General features: G+C 39.6%; 19 protein-coding genes and 2 tRNA genes. 13 read left to right on the top strand and 8 right to left on the bottom strand.

Annotation, left to right across the window (positions count from 1 at the left end):
• Positions 1 to 11: 11 nt before the first annotated feature.
• Both RM552_RS03645 and RM552_RS03640 read right to left on the bottom strand, forming a co-directional pair.
• Positions 12 to 1217, bottom strand: a complete 1206-nt coding sequence (locus RM552_RS03645; protein ID WP_311367427.1) for an ABC transporter permease — start codon at positions 1215 to 1217, stop codon at positions 12 to 14.
• Positions 1217 to 1996, bottom strand: coding sequence for an ATP-binding cassette domain-containing protein (locus RM552_RS03640; protein WP_311367426.1), 780 nt, complete (start codon positions 1994 to 1996; stop codon positions 1217 to 1219). Before RM552_RS03640 ends, RM552_RS03645 begins: the two co-directional genes overlap by 1 nt.
• A 195-nt stretch (positions 1997 to 2191) precedes the next feature.
• Between RM552_RS03640 and RM552_RS03635 the strand changes: the two genes are divergently transcribed.
• Positions 2192 to 2995 (top strand): Yip1 family protein, encoded by an 804-nt coding sequence (locus tag RM552_RS03635; protein WP_311367425.1) that lies wholly within the window; start codon positions 2192 to 2194, stop codon positions 2993 to 2995.
• A gap of 69 nt (positions 2996 to 3064) precedes the next feature.
• Here the strand turns inward: RM552_RS03635 and RM552_RS03630 are convergent, their stop codons facing one another.
• Positions 3065 to 3967 carry a DUF3025 domain-containing protein gene (locus tag RM552_RS03630; RefSeq protein WP_311367424.1) on the bottom strand — a complete coding sequence of 301 codons (903 nt, stop codon included), beginning with the start codon at positions 3965 to 3967 and terminating at the stop codon, positions 3065 to 3067.
• A 162-nt stretch (positions 3968 to 4129) separates the two neighbouring features.
• On the opposite strand from RM552_RS03630, the gene RM552_RS03625 reads away from it, so the two are divergent.
• A complete protein-coding gene (locus tag RM552_RS03625; protein WP_311367423.1) occupies positions 4130 to 5788 on the top strand; it encodes a M28 family metallopeptidase in 1659 nt (552 codons plus the stop codon).
• Between the two features lie 280 nt (positions 5789 to 6068).
• Positions 6069 to 7739, top strand: coding sequence for an asparagine synthase B (gene asnB, locus RM552_RS03620; RefSeq protein WP_311367422.1), 1671 nt, complete (start codon positions 6069 to 6071; stop codon positions 7737 to 7739).
• 10 nt (positions 7740 to 7749) lie between these two features.
• On the opposite strand, the gene RM552_RS03615 is transcribed toward asnB, so the two are convergent.
• Positions 7750 to 8616, bottom strand: a complete 867-nt coding sequence (locus RM552_RS03615; RefSeq protein WP_311367421.1) for an amino acid ABC transporter substrate-binding protein — start codon at positions 8614 to 8616, stop codon at positions 7750 to 7752.
• A 54-nt stretch (positions 8617 to 8670) separates the two neighbouring features.
• Positions 8671 to 9369, bottom strand: coding sequence for a 7-carboxy-7-deazaguanine synthase QueE (gene queE, locus RM552_RS03610; protein ID WP_311367420.1), 699 nt, complete (start codon positions 9367 to 9369; stop codon positions 8671 to 8673).
• Positions 9370 to 9541: 172 nt separating this feature from the next.
• Between queE and queC the strand changes: the two genes are divergently transcribed.
• Positions 9542 to 10213, top strand: coding sequence for a 7-cyano-7-deazaguanine synthase QueC (queC, locus tag RM552_RS03605; protein ID WP_311367419.1), 672 nt, complete (start codon positions 9542 to 9544; stop codon positions 10211 to 10213).
• 3 nt (positions 10214 to 10216) lie between these two features.
• Here queC and RM552_RS03600 read toward each other — a convergent pair whose 3' ends face one another.
• The 3 genes from RM552_RS03600 to RM552_RS03590 form a co-directional block, all read right to left on the bottom strand.
• Complete coding sequence (locus RM552_RS03600) at positions 10217 to 11146, bottom strand: LysR family transcriptional regulator (protein ID WP_311367418.1); 930 nt, start codon at positions 11144 to 11146, stop codon at positions 10217 to 10219.
• 261 nt (positions 11147 to 11407) lie between these two features.
• Positions 11408 to 13423 (bottom strand): excinuclease ABC subunit UvrB, encoded by a 2016-nt coding sequence (uvrB, locus tag RM552_RS03595; RefSeq protein WP_311367417.1) that lies wholly within the window; start codon positions 13421 to 13423, stop codon positions 11408 to 11410.
• 12 nt (positions 13424 to 13435) lie between these two features.
• Positions 13436 to 14809, bottom strand: a complete 1374-nt coding sequence (locus RM552_RS03590; protein WP_489753036.1) for an MATE family efflux transporter — start codon at positions 14807 to 14809, stop codon at positions 13436 to 13438.
• Between the two features lie 795 nt (positions 14810 to 15604).
• Here RM552_RS03590 and RM552_RS03585 point away from each other — a divergent pair.
• The 9 genes from RM552_RS03585 to nth all read left to right on the top strand — a co-directional run bounded on the left by RM552_RS03585 (position 15605) and on the right by nth (position 21983).
• Positions 15605 to 15681: transfer RNA gene (locus RM552_RS03585), tRNA-Asn, on the top strand.
• A 28-nt stretch (positions 15682 to 15709) separates the two neighbouring features.
• Positions 15710 to 15786 (top strand) — tRNA-Asn (locus RM552_RS03580).
• 175 nt (positions 15787 to 15961) lie between these two features.
• A complete protein-coding gene (gene rsxA / locus RM552_RS03575) occupies positions 15962 to 16540 on the top strand; it encodes an electron transport complex subunit RsxA (RefSeq protein WP_311367416.1) in 579 nt (192 codons plus the stop codon).
• The gene (gene rsxB, locus RM552_RS03570) at positions 16537 to 17109 is read left to right on the top strand and encodes an electron transport complex subunit RsxB (protein WP_311367415.1); all 573 of its coding nucleotides are present in this window, start codon (positions 16537 to 16539) and stop codon (positions 17107 to 17109) included. The genes rsxA and rsxB overlap by 4 nt, the downstream gene beginning before the upstream one ends.
• A complete protein-coding gene (gene rsxC / locus RM552_RS03565) occupies positions 17109 to 18926 on the top strand; it encodes an electron transport complex subunit RsxC (protein ID WP_311367414.1) in 1818 nt (605 codons plus the stop codon). The genes rsxB and rsxC overlap by 1 nt, the downstream gene beginning before the upstream one ends.
• Positions 18919 to 20010, top strand: a complete 1092-nt coding sequence (rsxD, locus tag RM552_RS03560) for an electron transport complex subunit RsxD (protein WP_311367413.1) — start codon at positions 18919 to 18921, stop codon at positions 20008 to 20010. The genes rsxC and rsxD overlap by 8 nt, the downstream gene beginning before the upstream one ends.
• Positions 20003 to 20653, top strand: coding sequence for an electron transport complex subunit RsxG (gene rsxG, locus RM552_RS03555; RefSeq protein WP_311367412.1), 651 nt, complete (start codon positions 20003 to 20005; stop codon positions 20651 to 20653). The genes rsxD and rsxG overlap by 8 nt, the downstream gene beginning before the upstream one ends.
• A complete protein-coding gene (locus tag RM552_RS03550; RefSeq protein WP_311367411.1) occupies positions 20650 to 21354 on the top strand; it encodes an electron transport complex subunit E in 705 nt (234 codons plus the stop codon). The genes rsxG and RM552_RS03550 overlap by 4 nt, the downstream gene beginning before the upstream one ends.
• Positions 21351 to 21983 carry an endonuclease III gene (gene nth, locus RM552_RS03545; protein ID WP_311367410.1) on the top strand — a complete coding sequence of 211 codons (633 nt, stop codon included), beginning with the start codon at positions 21351 to 21353 and terminating at the stop codon, positions 21981 to 21983. The genes RM552_RS03550 and nth overlap by 4 nt, the downstream gene beginning before the upstream one ends.
• The last annotated feature ends 130 nt before the right edge of the window (positions 21984 to 22113 follow it).

Genomic DNA, 22113 nt, shown 5'->3' with positions numbered 1-22113 from the left:
GTACTTGCGGCTTATCTAAATAACACTTTCTCTTGGTTGAACCAATAAACGCAAAATGCTAAAAGAGCTCCCGCCAAAATAACCGAAGAACCAAATATAGCAACTAATTGCACATAATCCATTGTCCCTTTGATCAGTTCTTTTATCGCTAGGGCCACATTCGTCAATGGTATCCATGCCCATACGCCTTTTAATTCAATGCCGGGAATGAGTGCAATTACCACTGGAATAATGACAAATATCATCATAGGGTTCATATAACCTTGGGCTTCTTTAAATGAACGAGCGTATATTGACAAGGCCAGTAAAACGGCGGCAAACGTTGCCACCACGGGCACTAACATTAAGAAAATCAAAACAAAGTCAACCCAGTCAATCGCGGCCATAAACTCTGTCAAAATGTTAATATCTGCCATTGAGGCTGCACCCAGACCCCAGGCTGCGAAACTCGTTATGGTGATCAGAGCTGTGGTTGCCCCCGCAGTAGCGATGGTTAAAAATTTTGCCAAAACAATTTGAACACGATCAATAGGTGAGAGTAATAAGGTTTCTAATGTTCCTCTTTCTTTTTCTCCTGCACCTATGTCTGCAGCTGGTAACATTGCACCGGACAAACATAAAATGAACACCATATAAGGGACAAAGCCACCGATGACAGAACCCGCTTGCTCACGATCATCTGCCACATTAACCTTTTCAACTAAAATTGGATTGATCAGGGCTTTTTGAATATCTTCATTCACGCCTAAGGAAGCAAATGCTGCACGTTGGTTAGTTTCTTCGATCACATCGGTTATATCGCGAACTCTCGATTGAGCCCTATTAACTTGAGCATCGTTCAACACAATTTTTAGTACAATTTGACCGCTATTAATCACGTCGTTGCCATAGTTACTTGGGATTTGCACAATAAAATCGACCAAGCCATCTTTAACCGCTTTTTTAGCGTTTTCTTCGTCACTAATGTCTTCGCTTAGGCTGATTAATTCAAGCGTCTCTACATCAGTTAACTGCGCTGCCAAATCGCGACCATACTGCTCACCAGAAATAGCAAAACGCAGTGTTTTTGTTTGAGCTTCAGATTGTACCTCGTTGGTAACGTATATCATGCCACCAAAAATAATGGGGAAAATCAATACAGGTAACGCAATCATAAAGAATACAGTTTTACGGTCACGAACTAGTTCCAACAATTCTTTTTTATAGATTAACCACATTAGTTTTGATTCCTGTGCAGAGTAAGCATAAAGGCTTCGTGTAAGTTAGGAGACAAGGCAGTGAATTCGCTTAAACTACCATCAAACGTTGTTAAACCATGATCGATAACGCTAATGTGATCACAGAGCTCTGTGACTTCATCCAAATGATGGGTCGAAAAAATGACTGGAATGCCTTTAGTTTTTAAATCTCTTATAAAATCAATAACCGTTTTAGCTGCCATAATATCTAAGCCAGTGGTGGGTTCATCAAGTATTACAACATCAGGGCTATGGACAACCGCTCGCGCAATTGACGTTTTTTGTTTCATGCCTGTGGAAAAATTTTCGCTACGACGGTCAAGAAATGTATGCATATCGAGTTGGTCAGCAATTTCATCAATTCGCGCATTAATAGCGCTTTCGCTCATGTCATTTAAACGGCCAAAATATTGAATATTTTCACGCCCTGTAAGACGACCATACAAACCAGTAGAACCCGACAAAAACCCAATCTTTTTACGTGCAATTATAGGTTGATTAACAACGTCAACATCATCAATGATAATGCTACCAGAATCCGGTTTTAGTGCAGTCGATAACATCCGTAATGTTGTTGTTTTACCGGCACCATTTGGCCCCAGTAGTCCGAGCACTTGACCTTTATCACATTTTAGACTGACATCTTTAACCGAATGAAAGAATCGACCTTCAAGGCGAGGATCTTTTTTATCTTGCTCGCTGAGCTTTTTCGGATTTTCAACTTTGAATTTTTTTGCTAGTTGGGCAATGGTGATCATGCTCACATCCTTTATTGTTTTGAATAGCTTAAGGTAAGTCGCCTTTTATTGCTATTCAAAATCTTCTAAAAAAATAATCTTCTCAAATAAAAAGTGTTTCTATTTATGTATTTTGCCCAAATCTTCATTGTGTAGTTGCATTAGAAACAGGTATATTAAGGCGTATAACACAGGAATGCTTACTAGGGGAAATTGATGTCAGACCAACATGATGAAACTAATAATAATCAAAATAAAGAAACAGAAACCAACGCGTATTCACAACCTGAGGCTGAACTATCTGAAAAGGTCGAACTTAGCGTAAGCAACCCAATACAAGCGGCAAGTGAAATATTTTATAAACCCAAAGGTGTTTTTGATGCATTAGCGGTCAAAGACAATTGGTCGTGGGTTCCTTTTATTTTGCTTGCTGTAGTGATGTCATTGCCCGCCTACTTATATTTTGGTGTAGTTGATTTTGAATGGTGGCGAGATATCACTATCAATACATCTATGCCCGATGCGAGTCCTGCTGAGAAGAAAAATGTCATGTCAATGTATCAACAAGGCTCTACACAATTGACCAGTATGATTTTCAGTGTAATCGCACCGATACTTATTAATCTAATTTTAGCGCTTTATTACACACTTGTTACCCGTAATGATAACAAAAGTGTGCAGGGATACACTGATTGGTATGGTGCCATGTGGTGGATGTCGATGCCTGTGTTAATTAACTCACTAGTTGCTTTGCTTATCATTGCCATGCATGACAAAGGGACTGAACTCTCAACTGCTGTTTTGGCACCCTTGTCAGTGGCTTATCTTATGGGGATTGAAATGTCATCGAATTGGTTCAATTTTTTCAATGGTGTGCGATTAGATGTTATTTGGACAATATACTTATCAATGACTTGTGTGCGCTCTTGGACTAATTTTTCGGCCAATAAATCTCTTATTGTGGCGATTATTCCGACCGCTTTTATTTGGTTACTATTTGCAATTTTTGCCGCCACTTAAGCGTCACACCATATAAAGCACTGGCAATTTCAAAGGCGCTGACGAAAAATCATGCGCCTTTGAGTGTTTTTACTTACATGATTTTGGCATAAAGTAATCCGTGTTAGCGTAAAATGCTTCATTCTGCTGGTTTTTAGACCATCCCGGAATGCCCAGTAAAGGCAGAGGCTTCCATGGCTTCCTCTTAAAAATCAATTTTTTATCAATGAGATGTGTTAATAACATTTCGTCTACGTTGAGAAGTCGCTGCTTATCTCCAACTTGCTGATTGTCTTGAATCAAGGTTGTTAGCGTTTCGCTTGAAACACTCACAACTGTTGCTTTAGCGGTCAGACCAATAAAAGGGTTTAGCAACATTTCCCATAAAGCATGGCCCAAAACGACGGGGATAATATGGCTATGCCATAGTGCTTTATTTTTAACGAAAATTTGTTGCCAATCATGATTATCAAGTGCGTTTTCTAGCCAAGTTTGGTCGGTAAACAGTACTAATCCACATTCATCAAAGTGCGTTAGTCTGTCTCTAATGGCAGAACGATTTTTGCTATTTGAACGGTTTTGTCCATTTAGCGCATTGGTTTGTGACGACTTGATTTCCGTAACATGCTGTTGGTTAAAATACTGTTTTGTTTTTGGAAATTGCAACCAAATCATACCATTAAAGAAATCGTGCCAATTATTTCTCGTTGGAATTTTTTTATATTTATAAATGTATGCTTCATATGATTCATTGGCGTATTCAAAAACATCCTGAGCGATAAATTCGTTATGTGGCGTTTCATTGATAAGATCTTGTCGAAGCAAGTTTATGCATATATCGGCGCTTATTTCCTGATTCTCTTCAGCATAATTAATTATTTGCCGCTTAAGCTTGTTGCTTAATACAGACTCTAGGGCATTAAAGGGGCATGTTTTGCACTCATTGTCGAAAAAATGCATTAAGGTTTTCGTATTAAATGTCTGACCGGCCATGATGATTGAATTTATGCTCTCTAACCTTGTTTCAAATATTGAATAGCTTATACTCATGCCGCATGTTAGGGATTGTTGAGGTTTTGCTCAATGCATATGACGTAGCAAATAACAGCAAAACCCAAGTACATACAGCTTAAGAAATAATACTAGGATACAATAATGAATAAAAATATCTTTTCTGCCAAAAAAACCACTTTATTAAAAAGCACTTTGTTTGCTCTTCTGGCGAGCAGCTTAGTGCTTAGTGCTTGTACACAAGCACCATCATCAGACAACTTTGAAGAAGTTTATAGCAATATCAGTGAAGACGAATTACGTGCACACATTAAAACGCTAGCTTCGGACGAATTTGGAGGCAGAGCTCCTGCAACCGAAGGTGAAAAACTCACCCTTGATTATTTAACCGAAGAACTAAGCAAAGTGGGATTTGAACCCGGGAATGGAGATAGCTTTTTTCAACAAGTAGACCTAATGCAGATAAGCGCTGACGAAAACATGAGTCTACAGATGGGTAGCCATACTTTTGCGTATAAAGAAAATATGGTCGCAAGTTCGAAACGCGAGCAAGCGCAGATAGATTTAAAAGATTCCGAGCTTGTTTTCTTAGGATATGGGGTAAATGCGCCTGAGTACGATTGGAACGACTATTCTATGGCTGATGTTAAAGGTAAGACAGTTATTGTATTGGTCAACGATCCAGGCTTTGCTGCGCCCGATGGTGACAGATTCCAAGGTAAAACTATGACCTACTATGGCCGTTGGAGTTACAAATATGAAGAGGCAAGTGCGCAAGGCGCAGCGGCCGTATTTATTGTGCATGAAACAGAGCCGGCTTCTTATGGCTGGTCGGTGGTGTCAAATAGTTGGAGTGGTCCTCAATATGGTTTAGTGAGTCCTGATGCAGGTGCCAGTAGAGTTGCGGTAGAAGGATGGATCTCTTACGAAGCGGCAACAAAAGTCTTTGCCGAAGCAGGTCTTAATTTCGAAGAAGAAAAAACAAAAGCGCAAAACGGTCCATACGCTAAAGACTTGTCTATGACGGCTTCTGTCACGGTCAAAAATGAATTTAAAAAATCAAAAAGCTACAATGTTTTTGCAACGTTACCTGGTTCTGAAGCACCCGATGAACATATAATTTATACCGCACATTGGGACCATCTTGGCACCGACTTAAACAATGGAAAAGACGACCACATATACAATGGTGCTCATGATAATGCGACAGGCACTGCTGCTAGCCTCACCATGGCGAAGGCGTTTGCTGACTTAAACAAAAACCCAAAACGTTCGGTTAGTATGTTAATCGTAACTGCAGAAGAACAAGGCCTATTAGGGTCTAAGTTTTATGCTGAAAACCCCATTATCCCTCTTAATAAAACGGTTGCTAATATAAACATGGACGCCAAAAACATATTAGGTAAAACCAAAGATGTCTCAGTGATTGGTATGGGTAAATCTGAGTTAGAGCAATACTTAGAAAAAGCGGCAAGCAAACAAGGCCGTACCTTGTCGCAAGAAGATAGACCTGAAGCTGGATATTATTATCGTTCTGATCACTTTAGTTTTGCTAAATTAGGTGTACCCGCTCTATATGCGAAAGGTGGTTCTGAGCCCATTGATGAAGAAACAGCTAAGTATCGCAAGCGCATGAGCTTAATCGTAACTGGATGTTATCATCAAGTATGCGATAAATACCGTGACGAATGGGATTTAGGTGGTGTTCTTGAAGATACTCAACTTCTTTTTGATGTGGGGTATCAGCTTAGCAATACTGACCAATGGCCTGCTTGGAGCCCTAACAGCGAATTCCAGCGATAGGTAATTTACTGTAAAAAACACGACCTTCACTTAATTTTATGGCAAAAAATGCTGTTTTCTTAAGTTGGAGGTCATAAAAGCCAAATAAATCCTTGCTTTTTTTCCTGATCGTGGCAAATTCACGGTGTAGAAAGAATAGAATAAAAAAAACAATAAAATTCTGCTGTAAACGTGGTCATTTTAATAGCCTAGTGCTAATAAAAGGTGCATCTGAGTCTAGCAAGCTTTCTCGACAGAAAACCAACGTCACTTTGAATCAACTACAGAGGCAAGCCTTTTTATGTGCGGTATTTTCGGTATCTTAGATATCAAATCAAATGCGAGTGAATTAAGACCTAAAGCACTCGAATTATCAAAATTATTACGTCATCGTGGTCCTGACTGGTCAGGGATATGGCATGATGACAACGCTATTTTATGTCACGAAAGACTCGCAATTGTCGATGTCGACACAGGTGCTCAGCCGCTTGTGAGTGATAATGGTAAGCAAATATTAGCGGTTAATGGCGAAATATATAACCATAAAGAACTAGCAGCACAAGAGTGCGCCAATTATGATTTTGCTACGCGCTCTGATTGTGAAATCATCATCCCATTGTTTCAACAATACGGTGCCGAATTTGTTGATAAATTAGAAGGCATGTTTGCTTTTATTCTTTACGACAAAAGTACAGGGGATTATTTAGTTGCTCGCGATCATCTAGGTATTATTCCGCTTTACACTGGTTTTGATGAACATGGCAATTTTTATGTCGCATCTGAAATGAAGGCATTAGTGCCAATATGTAAAACGGTGCAAGAATTTCCTCCTGGTCACTACATGTTAAACGGTAATTTAGTAAAATATTATCAGCGTGACTGGATGTCGTATGATGCAGTTAAAGATAATCAAACTAACCTAGATGATCTGAAAAGCGCTTTTGAAAAGGCTGTAAAGTCGCATTTGATGTCTGACGTGCCTTATGCCGTATTACTATCTGGTGGTTTAGATTCCTCATTAGTTTCGGCAGTTGCAGCTCGTTACGTAGCAAAACGAGTCGAAGATGGTGATCAAAGTGATGCGTGGTGGCCACGTTTACACAGTTTTGCCGTTGGTCTTGAAGGTGCCCCTGACCTAATCGCCGCTAAAAAAGTCGCCGATATGATAGGTACTGTCCACCATGAAATTCATTTCACTATACAAGAAGGTTTAGACGCCATTAAGGACGTTATTTACCACTTAGAAACCTTTGATACCACAACCATTCGTGCTGCCACGCCAATGTATTTAATGACTCGCAAAATTAAGGCTATGGGCATCAAAATGGTACTTTCTGGTGAAGGTAGTGATGAAATTTTTGGCGGTTATTTATACTTCCACAAAGCGCCCAATGCAAAAGAACTACACGAAGAAACTGTCCGAAAATTAGACAGATTACATATGTTCGATTGTGCAAGAGCTAACAAAGCAACGTCAGCGTGGGGCGTAGAAGCAAGAGTACCTTTTTTAGATAAAAATTTCATGGACGTAGCGATGCGTTTAAACCCACAAGACAAAATGTGTATCAACGGACGCATGGAAAAATGGATTTTACGCAAAGCATTTGATGACGAAACTTATCTACCAGCAGAAGTGTTGTGGCGCCAGAAAGAGCAATTTGGTGATGGCGTAGGGTATTCCTGGATTGATTCTATTAGAGATTTTGTTGATGCTGAAGTTAGCGATCAGCAATTGGCAACTGCCGAATTTCGTTTCCCGATTAATACCCCCGACACAAAAGAAGGGTATTACTACAGAACTGTGTTTGAAACCTTTTTCCCTCAAGAAAGTGCTGCTAAGTGCGTTCCTGGCGGTAAATCGATTGCTTGTAGCACGGTGGAAGCACTGGAATGGGATGCTAGTTTTAAAGCTGCTGCTGACCCATCAGGTCGTTCAATGAAATCCGTTCATAGTGGCGAGTTCAAAGAATAATCGTCATAATTTATGGTAATGCATTTGGTTTGTACCAGAGCGATTTATCTTCGATTGGTGTGAGTACAGGCAGCAAGGGGTTGCTCAAATAATAGACGTCAGCCCCTTCAACATTAAAACGCTCTAATACTTCGCCATAATGCTTCATAAAGAGTTCATCGTAACTGCCATCAGCGATAGCTCGTTGCATGCCGGTTTTTAACAAATTCGCTAGCGTGACGTTACTCTTGTTAGTAAAAAAATATTGTGCCGCAGGATAGCGAATAAGAATATTTTTCTTCAGTCTAAAATTTTTTGAATAAGTATTTTCTAGTTCGCTCATCACTTCGATGACTGAGCGAGGGAAAAAATCAGCCTCTTGAAAATTTACAGACTGAGTCGCTTCGATATAGTCTCTAGCGGTAATGACATTGAACCCGTTCGCTTGTAAGATTTTGGTGTCTGGCCAAGCGATTCCTTGTACCGGAGAAAATTTAAGAAGGTCCGCCTGAGAATCTATTTTAGTAAACAAAAATGGATTGTCTTTGTGAGTTAATAGAACACGCCAACCTATGAGCCCTTTTGTTATAGGAATTCTAATCGCTCTTAATTGTGATTCTCGTTGTAAATCAGTCATTGACCATAACACATTAATCTCTAGGTTTTCTTCCAAGCGTTTAATTGATTTTGCTTGTGTGATAGGTGATGAGGAAGGCACTAACTGGTAACGCACACCCGTTTTTTGCAATGAGAGTTCTAATAATGCTAATGGAAACTCATAACGCTCATCATTGTCGACTTCAGATTGCGGATATACAATCGTCCACACGGCGCCCATCACCGCGGGGGAAGATAAAATTAAGAAAAGCGCCACTATAAATCTATTATTTGATTTCATTGTTCTGCAATATGAGCATTTCGAATATAGTAGAGTATCAACCAGACTATGTAATTATTCAACGCCAATATACTTATGCAATTGCACTGACAGGCGCCAATTATTTTTTATACAGGTATCAACGGCAAGTTGTGTAGCGCGTTCTTGCTGGCTAATTGGTTGCAAATATATTAGCGCTGACTGTTCGTTTTGCTTGTTATTGCCTTGCGTTAAATCACTTTCTTGGAGCAGTACATTTAGCTCATCTATATGTTTTTGCATAGCTACAGGATGCTTAATTTCATTAGCTCTTTGCATAGCGCTAACAAGCACAGGCATGCCAGCTTTCATATTTATCTTAGGTGAAACTGTTACCCACGTCTCTTCGCTACAACTTATAGAAAATGTCCCGCTTGTTTCAATCTGAGTACTGTAACCCTTTTTATGAGCTAATTCAGTAAAAGGGACCAAGTCAAACATACAGGGTTCACCGCCTGTAATAACAATATGTTTTGCGGTATACGACTTGTCCTTAAAAAGCGCAAACAAAGACTCAGGGCTCGCTGAAAAATAAAAAGCTGATTCTTCATTTTCTTGCATTATTACATCGACAGACCTTAGATTATTGGGTAATAAATCCCATGTATGCTTTGTATCGCACCAAGGACAACCTACAGGACACCCTTGTAATCTGACGAATATAGATGGCGTACCTGTCCAAAAACCTTCGCCTTGTATAGTTTCAAATACTTCATTAACTTGCAGCCCCGTCATTGGTCGTTTTTCCTATACTTATATTTTCTAAATGCCACACTTTCAAATATACTACACCCAATATCGATATGGTCAGTTAATTCTAGCTAGTAAATTTAGGCGGATTCTAGCATTGATAGTTTACAAAGATCTAAAATATCACCACTTTTCTTTATAGGTTGAACAAATATTAATGGTTAATACACAGTCCCAGAAAAAAGTCGTTATTATATACTCAGGCGGCATGGATTCGTATACAGTCCTTCACTTAGCATTGAAGCAAGGTTATGAAGTGTTTGCACTTTCATTTAATTATGGTCAGCGTCATAGTAAAGAGCTTGATTTTGCTAAAAATGTCGCTAAAAAGCATAATTTTGCGCATAAAATCGTCGATATCTCTAGTATTAATCAATTAATTGGGGGTTCTTCTTTAACCGATGACATTGCGGTTCCCGAGGGCCATTACGAAGAACGTTCGATGCAACAAACAGTCGTCCCCAATCGCAACATGATATTGCTTTCATTGGCGACAGGATATGCCGTGTCGATTGGCGCTGAAGCCGTCTATTTTGGTGCACATTCTGGTGACCATGCAATTTATCCTGATTGCAGGACAGAGTTTGTACAAGCCATGAATGAAGTATGTAAAATTGCTAATTATGAAGCCATAGAAGTAAGAGCGCCATTTTTAAAAGTGAGTAAAATTGAAATTTTAAAGCAAGGGCTAGCCATGAAACTGGATTATGCCGACACCTGGACTTGCTATAATGGACGCGATAAAGCGTGCGGTAAATGTGGGGCCTGTCAGGAAAGGCTTGAAGCTTTCTCGGCAAACAATGCAAGCGACCCACTTGACTATGAATAAACTCTATTTTTGACTTTCTGACACGAAATATTCAATTTCTTTAATGCAGTGACGCAAAACTGGATTAAGCCTAGTATTTTTGCCATTCATCACAAATAATTCATGTTCAAAATTAAACAAGCTTCCTTTAGCGATTGGCACTAAACCGGTCGCTGCACCTTGTTCCTTAGCTATATAATCGGGTAACAAACCAACATATTCGCCTGTCATGATGGCAGCCATACACACTTCGTATGAGTCGGAAAATGTTTGTATTGATAAGCGTTTATCACCATGAATATAGTTTGATGAAGATAATCCTGATATACCAATTGCAGGATACTCTTCAATATCAACGTTATCTGGCAAGCGCTCTGACTCTCTAAACTTGGCCAGAGGATGAGTAGGTGCACAATACAGTCGGCCTTTACATTTCACACCGACATCGTGAAAAGTCACTGATTCAGGTTTCACCATATCATAGGTTGAAAGTACCAAGTGACATTCACCAGATAACGCCACATGCTCTACTTCGTTATATAAACGAGTTTGCAAATTGACATGGATGTCATCAAATTTTTTCATTGTACTTTTTACGGCTTTACTTACCGCCAACTGGATAGAAGTGGCTAAACCAGACATAAGTACAATAGTTATATGACCAGAATAATCGTCATGTAAGGATTTAAGGTTAAATACAAAATTATCAAAAGCATTGAAGATGCGTTTTGTTTCTTGGAAAACCACCTCGCCCTCTTTTGTCATTTGAAAACCGCCACGACCACGATGACATAACACCAAGTCAAGCCGTTCTTCTAATTTCTTGATGGCTGCAGATATATTTGGTCTTTGCATCCTTAATACGGGTTCAGCCGCAGTAAAGCCATTACATGAAGCCACAGCATAAAATACTCTGAGTAACTTGATATCGGATTCTTGTAATCGGTTAAGCATTATTTTCCCTCAATTTCTTCCACTTGCAGCTAAGTACTCAATCAGGATTGACGCTTTTGCCGCCATTTATAGCGAACAGCGCGCAATTTTTGGACGCTAACATCGCGTACGTTCAAGAGTCTAGCATGATTATCTAATATAGTTATCGTTTCTCATAACTAAAACTTTATTTTTTTGTTACATTTTGAGGTGTATTATTTTTGAGGGGACGCAGGTTTGTGTCTAATGTATAGGCATGATAGAGGCCCGAAAGCCTTTATTTTATGATAGTTTGACAATTTCTTTACGCAGAGCTTCTACCTTATCGCGCACGGCTGCAGCTTTTTCAAATTCCAGGTCTCGAGCCAATCCAAACATTTCTTTCTCTAAAACAGTGACTTGCTCCATCATCTGTTTAACATTCATAGCCTTAGTTGCTGTTTGTTGATCAGATACCTTTTTCAACTTGACCTTTCCTGCCGCAGGGTGAGCACTATCCCCTAAATCCATGATATCTGTAATTTCTTTGTTCAGTTGTGTCGGCACAATTCCGTGTTTCTTATTATACTCTCGCTGTTTTTGCCGACGTCGGTCGGTTTCATCAATGGCTTTTTTCATCGATTTAGTGATTTTATCACCATATAAAATAGCTCTTCCATTTAAATGCCTTGCTGCCCTACCAATAGTTTGAATAAGCGATTTTTCTGCCCTCAAAAAGCCTTCTTTATCAGCATCCAATATAGCAACTAAAGAGACTTCTGGCATATCCAAACCTTCTCTTAATAAGTTGATACCTACTAAAACATCAAACTTACCTAAGCGTAAGTCCCGAATAATTTCTATACGCTCAACAGTATCAATATCGGAATGCAAATAACGCACACGCACTCCGTGCTCATTCAAATACTCGGTTAGGTCTTCTGCCATACGCTTAGTTAATGTGGTAATTAACACACGCTCATTCAACTTCACGCGATGCCCTATTTCACTCAATACGTCATCAACTTGTGTAGCAACAGGGCGCACTTCTATTTCAGGATCTATTAAGCCTGTCGGTCTTACTACTTGTTCAACAATATCACCCGCAGTATGTTCAAGTTCATAATTGCCGGGGGTTGCAGAAACATAAATCGTTTGTGGGCAAATTTGCTCAAATTCATCAAACTTTAATGGTCTATTATCGAGCGCTGAAGGTAACCTAAAACCATATTCAACAAGTGTTTCTTTGCGTGAACGGTCACCTTTATACATCGCGCCTATTTGCGACACAGTTACATGAGATTCGTCAATGAATAACAAACCGTCTGCAGGGAAATAGTCTAGCAGCGTTGGCGGTGGCTCTCCTGGCGCACGGCCTGACAAATACCTTGAATAATTTTCAATACCAGAACAATAACCAAGCTCAAGCATCATCTCTATATCAAATTGTGTTCGTTGAGATATACGTTGTTCTTCTAATAATTTGTGATTGTCTTTTAGCACAGATTGACGTTCTTTCAATTCACTCTTTATAAAGTCAATGGCGTTCAGAATCTTTTCGCGTGGTGTTACATAGTGTGTTTTAGGAAAAACAGTTGTTCTAATAACGTGTTTTTCAACCGCCCCAGTAAGTGGATCAAACAAAGAAATTCTTTCTATTTCTTCATCGAACAATTGTACACGCACCGCTTGCTTCTCTGAATCCGCTGGAAAAATATCAATTACATCACCACGCACTCTAAAAGTACCACGCTCAAAAGCCAAGTCGTTGCGCTTGTATTGCAATTCGGCTAAGCGGCGCAGTATATCGCGTTGATCCATAATGTCGCCTTGTCTGAGATGCAACAACATTTTCATGTAGCTTTTTGGATCACCAAGGCCATATATTGCTGATACAGAGGCAATAATTATTACATCCCTTCGCTCCATTAACGCTTTTGTTGCAGACAAACGCATTTGCTCAATATGGTCATTTATTGATGCGTCTTTTTCAATAAAGGTATCGGTACTAGGGACATACGCTTCAGGCTGATAATAATCGTAATACGAAACAAAATACTCTACCGCATTATTAGGGAAAAACTCCTTCATCTCTCCATATAGTTGGGCGGCGAGGGTCTTATTGTGTGCCATAATTAATGTTGGTCGTTGTTCTTTAGCAATGATATTGGCCATGGTGAAAGTTTTACCTGAACCCGTAACACCAAGCAGCGTTTGTCTAGCCAAGCCGCTTTGTAGGCCATCGATAAGACTTTCTATCGCCTGTGGTTGGTCACCGGCTGGTGAATAATTTGATTCAAGCTTAAAACCTTTAGCCACTAATGATCCTTTTTATATACTATTTGCTTGGTCGGCATTATCTATGCAAGATTGTTTTTGAATTTTACTAATGGATGTTTTAAACCACACTAAAGATACGATTGCCGCTACCACATTAGCTAAAACACAGCCCCAAAATAAACCTTCAAGCCCAAACCAATAACTTCCTAACGCGGTAATCGGGATATAACAAACAAACAAACGTATTATGCTAAGCCACAAAGCAATCATGGGTTTATGCATAGCATTAAACGAGCTATTTGTGAGTATCACAATACCTTGCAGACCATAACCCAACGGAACGATTAACAAAAACAAAGTAATCAGGTCAGCTACGGCTTGCTCTTCAGCAAATATTGACGCAATAAACCTTGAACTTAAGGCAAGTATTGCAAAAATGATTAGCTGCCAAATCATTACAAACTTAATACACAACTGATAAGAGGCTTGTATTCGAGCATATTGATTGGCACCAAAGTTTTGACTAATGAATGGAGGCAGAGACATAGATAGTGCTAAAACTACAATGCTGGCGATTGATTCCAGGCGATTTCCTACTCCCCACGCCGCCACTGATTCTGCTCCATATTGCGCGACTATGTAAGTGACAACAGCAGCTGTTATAGGCGTTAACATGTTGGAGCCAGCTGCTGGCAAACCAATTGTTAATACTCCATTCGCAGCCGCCCTAAATTCTTGCCAATTTAAGATTTTCGCTTCCATTAACTGTCGTTTAACAGCAAGTAAATATATTATCCATACGCTACATACTGCCCATGCTATACAAGTGGCAATTGCCGCACCTTGTATTCCTAAAGCAGGGAAACCCAACCAACCAAAAATCAAAATAGGATCTAAAATTGCGTTTATCGCGCCACCTAGCGCCATTATTATACTGGGTGTTTTTGTATCGCCAGATGCACGCAAAACAGCATTGCCCACCATTGGAATAGCTAAAAACACCCCAGCTAAATACCATATAGACATGTAATCATAAATTAATGGGATTAATTCTTCTTGAGCGCCCATTAATGAAAAAATAGGACCAATTGAAAAATAACCAAAGACACTTAGTATTCCTACCAACAAAGTCGCAAGCATAATTGATCCAGTTGCTAACACTTTTGCTTTAGAATCATCCCCTGCCCCAAGATATTTGCCAATGACTGCAGACGTGCCAATGCCCAATCCAATATTTAAACTAATTACCGTAAATGTAACCGGGAATGTAAAACTGATAGCAGCGAGTTCGTTAGTGCCAATTAAACTAACAAAGAAAGTATCAACAATACTAAAAGTCATTAACATAATCATGCCGACTATCATTGGCATGGTCATGTTAATCAATGTTGATTTTATATCGCTTTGTAATAGTTCGTTTTTGATAAGTTTTTCTCTGTAAAAATGACGCTACCTTAGGTAGAAAAGTTACGGATCATTGTCTGGAAGAACAGCTTCGTTAAAGGTTAACAAATATTCGGCAATATGTTCGCATTAGATTCCAAATATTTCACAATTATTTTATTCACTTATATGAATAAATTGTGACAATAATATGTCATTTTATTGACAACAATAATATTTACGCCTTGTCAATGAATTTAACACACAGGCTTTATAATTTTTATAAGCTGTAAAAACGCATTTAGTTATAAAGAGCATGAAAAACACTTAAATCATTGATTATTATAAATTTAATGATTAATTCATCATTTTTATACAATAAGCATTGACATTAATTAAAAAATTCAAACATCGATTAAAAACTTTCTTCCACAGACTTATCCACAGTTCGGGTGGATAAGTAGCCACGCCTTAATAATGACGTTACTTGTAAAGAATCTGAAATATTTCTATGTAAGTCACTACTAACCTTCTACTGCCTTTCATATTATTATGCGCTTTCAGTTAACTGTATATAAAGACAGTTATCAAGGGTTTTTTTATTCTTTTTAGTACTAAGCAAGTGATATTTTGCTTCAGAAAGTAATATTTTATACTTTCAGTGATTTAGCGCTCACATTATAGTTATAAAAATTTTATTTTCGTCTGTATTAGCAATCGCCCTATCAAATATACTGTTTAAACGTAAACTTTGCTCATTGAAAATGGAAAAAAACCGAAAACATAGTTGACACAAAGCACTAGGCTCATTAATATGCGCTTCCGTTAAAAGACAGGTCCCCCTTAGCTCAGTTGGTTAGAGCGACGGACTGTTAATCCGCAGGTCCCCCGTTCGAGTCGGGGAGGGGGAGCCACTTTTAATGTAAATATCCTAACTGCAATTCCCCCTTAGCTCAGTTGGTTAGAGCGACGGACTGTTAATCCGCAGGTCCCCCGTTCGAGTCGGGGAGGGGGAGCCATCTCTGTTTTGTTCATATATTAGATTTACACCCACATTACAATTGCCGCTGTTTCTTTGTTGTTTATTCATTCATAAAAAGCGATAATTACGCTTTGTAAATTTTGCATGCCTCGATGTTCAAAAATAAAGCTGGAACGTCTTTTATCAAATAACTAGGAAACTAACCATCAACGATGACAGATTTGCTACTACTTTTGCTGGGCACTGTATTAGTTAACAATTTTGTATTGGTGCAATTTTTAGGTTTATGTCCTTTCATGGGTGTGTCTGGCCGTTTAGAAACCGCGATTGGTATGTCAATGGCAACGACCTTTGTACTAACCCTAGCGTCTTTATCAAGCTATTTGGTCGAGACCTATATTCTTGCTCCATTAGACATCGTTTACCTCAGAACACTTAGTTTTATTTTAGTTATCGCAGTTGTTGTACAATTTACCGAAATGGTTGTTCGCAAAACAAGCCCTACTTTGTATAGATTGTTAGGTATATTTCTTCCTTTAATTACAACCAATTGTGCGGTTCTTGGGGTTGCTCTTTTAAATACAACTAAACAACACACTGTAGTTGAGTCAATTGTGTATGGATTTGGCGCGGCAGTCGGGTTTTCGTTTGTCTTGATTTTATTTGCCGCTATGCGTGAAAGATTAGCCGCCGCGGACGTACCTTCTCCCTTTAAGGGTGCTTCTATTGCTATGATAACGGCAGGACTAATGTCGTTAGCATTTATGGGTTTTACAGGCCTTATAAAATGACAATGACATTTATTGCCCTCTTAATTGTTGCGATAATTGCACTTGTTTTAGGTGCAGGGCTTGGCTTTGCAGCGATTAAATTTAAAGTAGAAAGCGACCCTTTGGTAGAGCAGATTGATAATATATTGCCCCAAACTCAGTGTGGCCAATGTGGATATCCAGGTTGTAGGCCATATGCAGAAGCTATTGCCAACGGGGACGAAATTAATAAATGTCCACCAGGTGGCGAGGCGACCATTAAAGATCTTGCAAGCCTAATGGGAGTTGAAGCAAAACCTTTAGATTCAGCTCATGGTGTCGAAGACATAAAAAAAGTCGCTTATATTCGCGAAGATGAATGTATTGGCTGTACTAAATGCATTCAAGCGTGTCCAGTTGATGCAATAGTAGGAGCTGCTAAACAAATGCATACGGTGATTATCGACGAATGCACCGGGTGTGATTTGTGTGTAGACCCCTGCCCTGTAGATTGCATCGACATGCTCGCATTGACACCAGAAACTGAAAACTGGCAATGGGATCTACAAAAAGTACCCGTGGGTGATATTCAAATAAAGGTTGTAAACTAATGGACCAATTTACACCCTATGACACCATAATGGAGCGACTCTCTTTAGGTCAATTATGGGACTTTCCTGGCGGAGTGCATCCCACAACACATAAAAGCTTATCTAACACTGTTAACATTGCAAAGCTCCCCTTGCCAAAATTCGTGCACATCCCCGTTAAACAGCACATAGGTGTGGATGGTGAATTATTAGTAAAGCTTGGCGAGCATGTATTAAAAGGGCAAGCCCTAACCAAAAGCGAGAACCCATTTGCTGTTCCAGTGCATGCTTCAAGCTCTGGAGTAATTACAGCAATTGGTCAACATCCTTCGGCACATCCTTCTGGACTTAATGACTTAACAATTACTATAGAGTTAGACGGTAAAGACGATTGGATAGCGACTAAAGGGTTCAGTGATTTTACTAAAGCAAGTAAAAATCAACTTATTACTGCAATTTGTGCTGCTGGCGTTAGCGGTTTAGGAGGCGCAGGTTTTCCTACTCATATAAAGTCAAATAATGCGAAACCTCTAGAGTTTATTATTATAAATGGTATCGAATGCGAACCATATATTAGCTCAGATGATAGGATTATGCGGGAACATGCTTGGCAAATCAGACAAGGCATAGATATTCTTGCCCACTTGTTACAACCCAAACAAGTTATTATTGCGGTTGAAGATAATAAACCAGAAGCAATCGAAACTATGTCGATTGCTTGCCAACAAAAAGCAGACTATCAGGTTATATCAGTACCTACAAAATATCCGGCTGGTGGAGAAAAACAGCTAATACAAGTATTAACATCAAGGGAAGTACCCGCAGACGGTTTACCCATAGATGTTGGTTGTATGATGTTTAATGTGGGCACTTGTTTCGCCGTTTCTGACGCAGTGATCGAAGGCAAGCCCTTAATTGAAAGAGTGGTCACAGTAACAGGCAAAGCCATACAAAACGCTCAAAATGTTTGGGCCTTATTGGGCACACCGATAAGCCATTTACTCCAACATTGCCATTATGCGAGTCAGTTACAAAGCCATCCTCAAATTATTATGGGAGGGCCGATGATGGGCTTTACCATTGCGTCGGCAAAAACTCCGGTTGTCAAAATTACTAATTGTATCTTGGCGCCGGCGAGAGAAGAACTTGCTTCTACTAAAGACGAACGCGCCTGCATAAGGTGCTCAGCTTGTGCTGATGCCTGCCCGGCGAGTTTATTACCCCAACAACTCTATTGGTACAGCAAAGCAAAAGATTTTGAAACGGCCGAAGACTATAATTTATTCGATTGTATTGAATGCGGTGCTTGCGCTTATGTGTGCCCAAGTGAAATCCCACTGGTTCATTATTATCGTCAAGCTAAAAGCAATATCCGACAACAACAACAAGAAAAAGAACAAGCAGATAAAGCAAGAGTGCGCTTTGAAGCCAGAAAAGAAAGACTAGAGCGCGAAAAACAAGAGCGCGAAGATAAACATCGCAAAGCAGCAGAAGCTCGGAAGCAAGCGATGTCGAAAGACGGTGGTGCTGCTAAAGATAAAATTGCGGCGGCATTAGCAAGAGCAAAAGCAAAAAAAGCTGCGCTTGCAAGCGACAAAGACAAAACAGTTAACATTGCAAAACAAAGTAGTATTAACAATGATAATCAAGAATCTGAGAAATCTGACGTAAAGGATAAACAATCGGATAAAGGCACGACAAATGAAAATTTAGAACAACAAACAGAAAAGACTGCAGCGGAATTAAAAAAGCAAAAAGTAGCAGCCGCGATAGCAAAAGCTAAGGCTAAGAAATTGCAAAACGACAAACAACAAAATGATGAGACTAACAATGACTAAATTAGCCGTCGCTAGCTCTCCTCATCATCACAATAAACGTGATACTGGCGCGGTAATGCGACTGGTCATTTACGCCATGATACCGGGTATTATGGTACAAACATTAGTATTTGGTTACGGCGTTATTATTCAATTGCTGCTTGCAATTATTACCGCAATAGTAACTGAAGTTGTTGTACTTGAAGTAAGAAAAAAAAGTGCCGAACGAGCGATTAAGGACTATAGTGCCGTTTTAGCTGCTATGCTACTCGCCGTAAGCATTCCACCGCTAGCCCCCTGGTGGGTGATTGTTATTGGTACTTTTTTTGCGATTGCCATTGTTAAACAACTATACGGTGGGCTGGGTTACAATATGTTCAATCCAGCGATGGCCGCCTATGTGATGTTATTAATATCATTTCCTGTGCAAATGACAGCTTGGATGCCGCCGATCAATGCAACAGCGCAACAAATAGACCTGTGGGACTCTCTTTATACCATTATCACAGGTTACACCTCACAAGGTTATAGTATTGAACAGTTGAAAGTCACCATTGATGGGGTTACATCTGCTACTCCTCTGGATTATATGAAAACCACATTAAGTGAGGGCTATACTGTAAGTGAGGCCCTCAAAGATGGCATGTTTAATGATAGTATTGGCAAAGGCTGGGGTCTTGTGAGCTTGGCATATTTTGGCGGGGGCTTGTTTCTGCTTGCTAAAAAAGTCATTAACTTCCATATACCCTTTAGTATGATATTCAGTGCTATGTTAGTTAGCACATTGTTCTTTATGTTTGACGCTTCCGTCTACGCTTCGCCTTGGTTCCATTTAGTCAACGGGAGCTTAATTATTGGGGCTTTTTTCATTGCGACAGATCCAGTTTCAGCGGCCACTACCAATAAAGGGCGACTAATCTTTGGTGCGGCAATTGGCTTTTGGATTATAGTTATACGAACTTGGGGTGGCTATCCAGACGCAATTGCTTTTGCAGTATTACTTTTGAATATGGCGGTTCCGCTTATTGATTATTACACGCGCCCTCGGACTTATGGGCATGCTGTAAAAGTCAAAGATATACCGTCAAGGAAAAATGATGTTTAGTCATATAAGAAAAAACGGTCTATTACTTGGCGCCTTTGCGTTAGGGACGACTAGCATAATTGCCCTCACCTATACCTTAACCCATGAGAAAATAGCGCAAGCTCGAGAGCAACAATTGTTAAGTACTCTAAATCAAGTCATTCCTAAGCAAATGCATGATAATGACCTACATCTTGATTGTTTAAAAGTACCTGCAGACCCTTTGTTAGGTGAAAAAGCACAACGCGTGTTTCGCTCTCGTTTACTCGAAAATAATACCGCTATCGCAATAGAAACTACAGCTCCCAACGGTTACAGCGGTGCTATTGATTTAGTCGTTGCCGTAAATATTGAAAATTCCATTTTAGGTGTCAGAACTATCAATCATAAAGAGACCCCTGGATTAGGAGATAAGATAGACCATAGATTAAGTGATTGGATATTCGATTTTGATAACAAGCAGTACAGTGACGATACCGGACAAAGGTGGCAAGTAAAAAAAGACGGTGGTCAGTTTGACCAATTTACCGGCGCAACAATTACCCCTCGAGCCGTAATCGCAGCTGTGAAAAATGCAACGATATACATAAAGCAAAATAGTACGTATTTATACAACGCTCAAAGCAATTGTTTGACTACACCATTAACGGAGGACAAACAATGACAATAAAACATGATTTTGCCGACTTGAGTATGCAAGGATTATGGAAAAACAACCCTGCAATAGTGCAATTGCTTGGCTTATGCCCCTTACTAGCGGTTACGGGCACATTTATTAATGGTTTAGGCTTAGGCATAGCGACAACCTTGGTACTTCTTGGCTCAAATATCACTGTTTCTTTAGTACGAAATTTTGTTCCAAACGAAATAAGAATCCCGATATTTGTCATGGTGATAGCCTCATTTGTAACAGTCGTCGAATTGTTAATGAATGCCTTTACCTTTGGCTTGTATCAAGTCTTAGGGATTTTTATTCCGTTAATTGTGACAAATTGTGCCATTATTGGACGAGCAGAAGCTTATGCATCCAAAAACCCGGTGCATTATGCAGCCTTTGATGGACTAATGATGGGCGCAGGGTTTACGTTTATTTTGGTTTTGCTCGGTGGTATGCGCGAAATACTTGGTTTTGGCACATTATTTACAGGTGCCGATTTATTGTTTGGTGAATTTGCACAAAATGCTACTATCCATATATTTGAAACCGATGCTAACTTTTTACTCGCCATATTGCCACCAGGTGCTTTTATTGGCTTAGGGCTTATCATAGCAGCAAAAAATATGATTGATAGAGCGGTAGAATCGCGCATGCAGAAAGAGCAAAAAATCGTTCAGCGTGCGCGAGTAACAGGCACCGATATATGAATAAAGAAAAACGTAGAGAAATCTTAACGCGTCTTCGCGCTGCAAACCCACACCCAACTACTGAGCTAAATTTTGCTTCTTCTTTCGAGTTACTAATAGCGGTCATACTTTCGGCTCAGGCAACAGACGTAGGCGTAAACAAAGCCACAGATAAACTTTTCCCTGTGGCCAATACCCCAGAAAAAATACACGCGTTAGGCGTAGCAGGGCTTAGTGAATATATTAAAACGATTGGACTTTATAATTCAAAAGCAAAAAATGTGATAGAGACCTGTCGATTGTTAATTGAGCAACACCAATCAAAAGTACCCGAAAATCGTGAAGCCTTAGAAGCATTGCCAGGAGTGGGCAGAAAAACGGCCAATGTTGTGCTTAATACCGCCTTTGGCTGGCCAACTATAGCAGTAGACACGCATATTTTTAGAGTGAGTAACCGCACTAAGCTGGCAATGGGAAAAACCGTTGAAAAAGTTGAAGAAAAGCTAATAAAAGTCGTTCCTGCGGAATTTAAAGTAGATGTTCATCATTGGCTAATACTGCATGGCCGCTATACCTGCATCGCCCGCAAGCCACGCTGTGGATCTTGTATTATTGAAGATTTGTGTGAGTTTAAAGATAAAATAGAATAATTGAGGTCAGCGCTTGCCAATTAGATAGACTCACAAAAATGCGTAAACAACTGCTTTAACGACTTTGGTTAAGTTTTAGTTAAAACACAACTTGAGTTGACTTCATAGTTCAATCTCCGTAGCTTTGTCA

Source organism: Glaciecola petra (assembly GCF_031846345.1).
In the GTDB taxonomy this organism is placed as follows: Bacteria; Pseudomonadota; Gammaproteobacteria; order Enterobacterales; family Alteromonadaceae; genus Glaciecola; species Glaciecola petra.
This window is presented reverse-complemented; position numbering and strand designations above follow the sequence as displayed.

What these genes read in the sequence shown, in the direction of transcription:
- queE (WP_311367420.1), bottom strand. Translation starts at nt 9,369, where the DNA reads ATGACGGGGCTGCAAGTTAATGAAGTATTTGAAACTATACAAGGCGAA.
- rsxC (WP_311367414.1), top strand. Translation starts at nt 17,109, where the DNA reads ATGGACCAATTTACACCCTATGACACCATAATGGAGCGACTCTCTTTA.
- rsxG (WP_311367412.1), top strand. Translation starts at nt 20,003, where the DNA reads ATGTTTAGTCATATAAGAAAAAACGGTCTATTACTTGGCGCCTTTGCG.
- RM552_RS03550 (WP_311367411.1), top strand. Translation starts at nt 20,650, where the DNA reads ATGACAATAAAACATGATTTTGCCGACTTGAGTATGCAAGGATTATGG.
- RM552_RS03635 (WP_311367425.1), top strand. Translation starts at nt 2,192, where the DNA reads ATGTCAGACCAACATGATGAAACTAATAATAATCAAAATAAAGAAACA.
- nth (WP_311367410.1), top strand. Translation starts at nt 21,351, where the DNA reads ATGAATAAAGAAAAACGTAGAGAAATCTTAACGCGTCTTCGCGCTGCA.
- RM552_RS03625 (WP_311367423.1), top strand. Translation starts at nt 4,130, where the DNA reads ATGAATAAAAATATCTTTTCTGCCAAAAAAACCACTTTATTAAAAAGC.
- RM552_RS03630 (WP_311367424.1), bottom strand. Translation starts at nt 3,967, where the DNA reads ATGGCCGGTCAGACATTTAATACGAAAACCTTAATGCATTTTTTCGAC.
- asnB (WP_311367422.1), top strand. Translation starts at nt 6,069, where the DNA reads ATGTGCGGTATTTTCGGTATCTTAGATATCAAATCAAATGCGAGTGAA.
- rsxD (WP_311367413.1), top strand. Translation starts at nt 18,919, where the DNA reads ATGACTAAATTAGCCGTCGCTAGCTCTCCTCATCATCACAATAAACGT.
- rsxB (WP_311367415.1), top strand. Translation starts at nt 16,537, where the DNA reads ATGACAATGACATTTATTGCCCTCTTAATTGTTGCGATAATTGCACTT.
- RM552_RS03645 (WP_311367427.1), bottom strand. Translation starts at nt 1,217, where the DNA reads ATGTGGTTAATCTATAAAAAAGAATTGTTGGAACTAGTTCGTGACCGT.
- RM552_RS03615 (WP_311367421.1), bottom strand. Translation starts at nt 8,616, where the DNA reads ATGAAATCAAATAATAGATTTATAGTGGCGCTTTTCTTAATTTTATCT.
- RM552_RS03600 (WP_311367418.1), bottom strand. Translation starts at nt 11,146, where the DNA reads ATGCTTAACCGATTACAAGAATCCGATATCAAGTTACTCAGAGTATTT.
- RM552_RS03640 (WP_311367426.1), bottom strand. Translation starts at nt 1,996, where the DNA reads ATGATCACCATTGCCCAACTAGCAAAAAAATTCAAAGTTGAAAATCCG.
- queC (WP_311367419.1), top strand. Translation starts at nt 9,542, where the DNA reads ATGGTTAATACACAGTCCCAGAAAAAAGTCGTTATTATATACTCAGGC.
- rsxA (WP_311367416.1), top strand. Translation starts at nt 15,962, where the DNA reads ATGACAGATTTGCTACTACTTTTGCTGGGCACTGTATTAGTTAACAAT.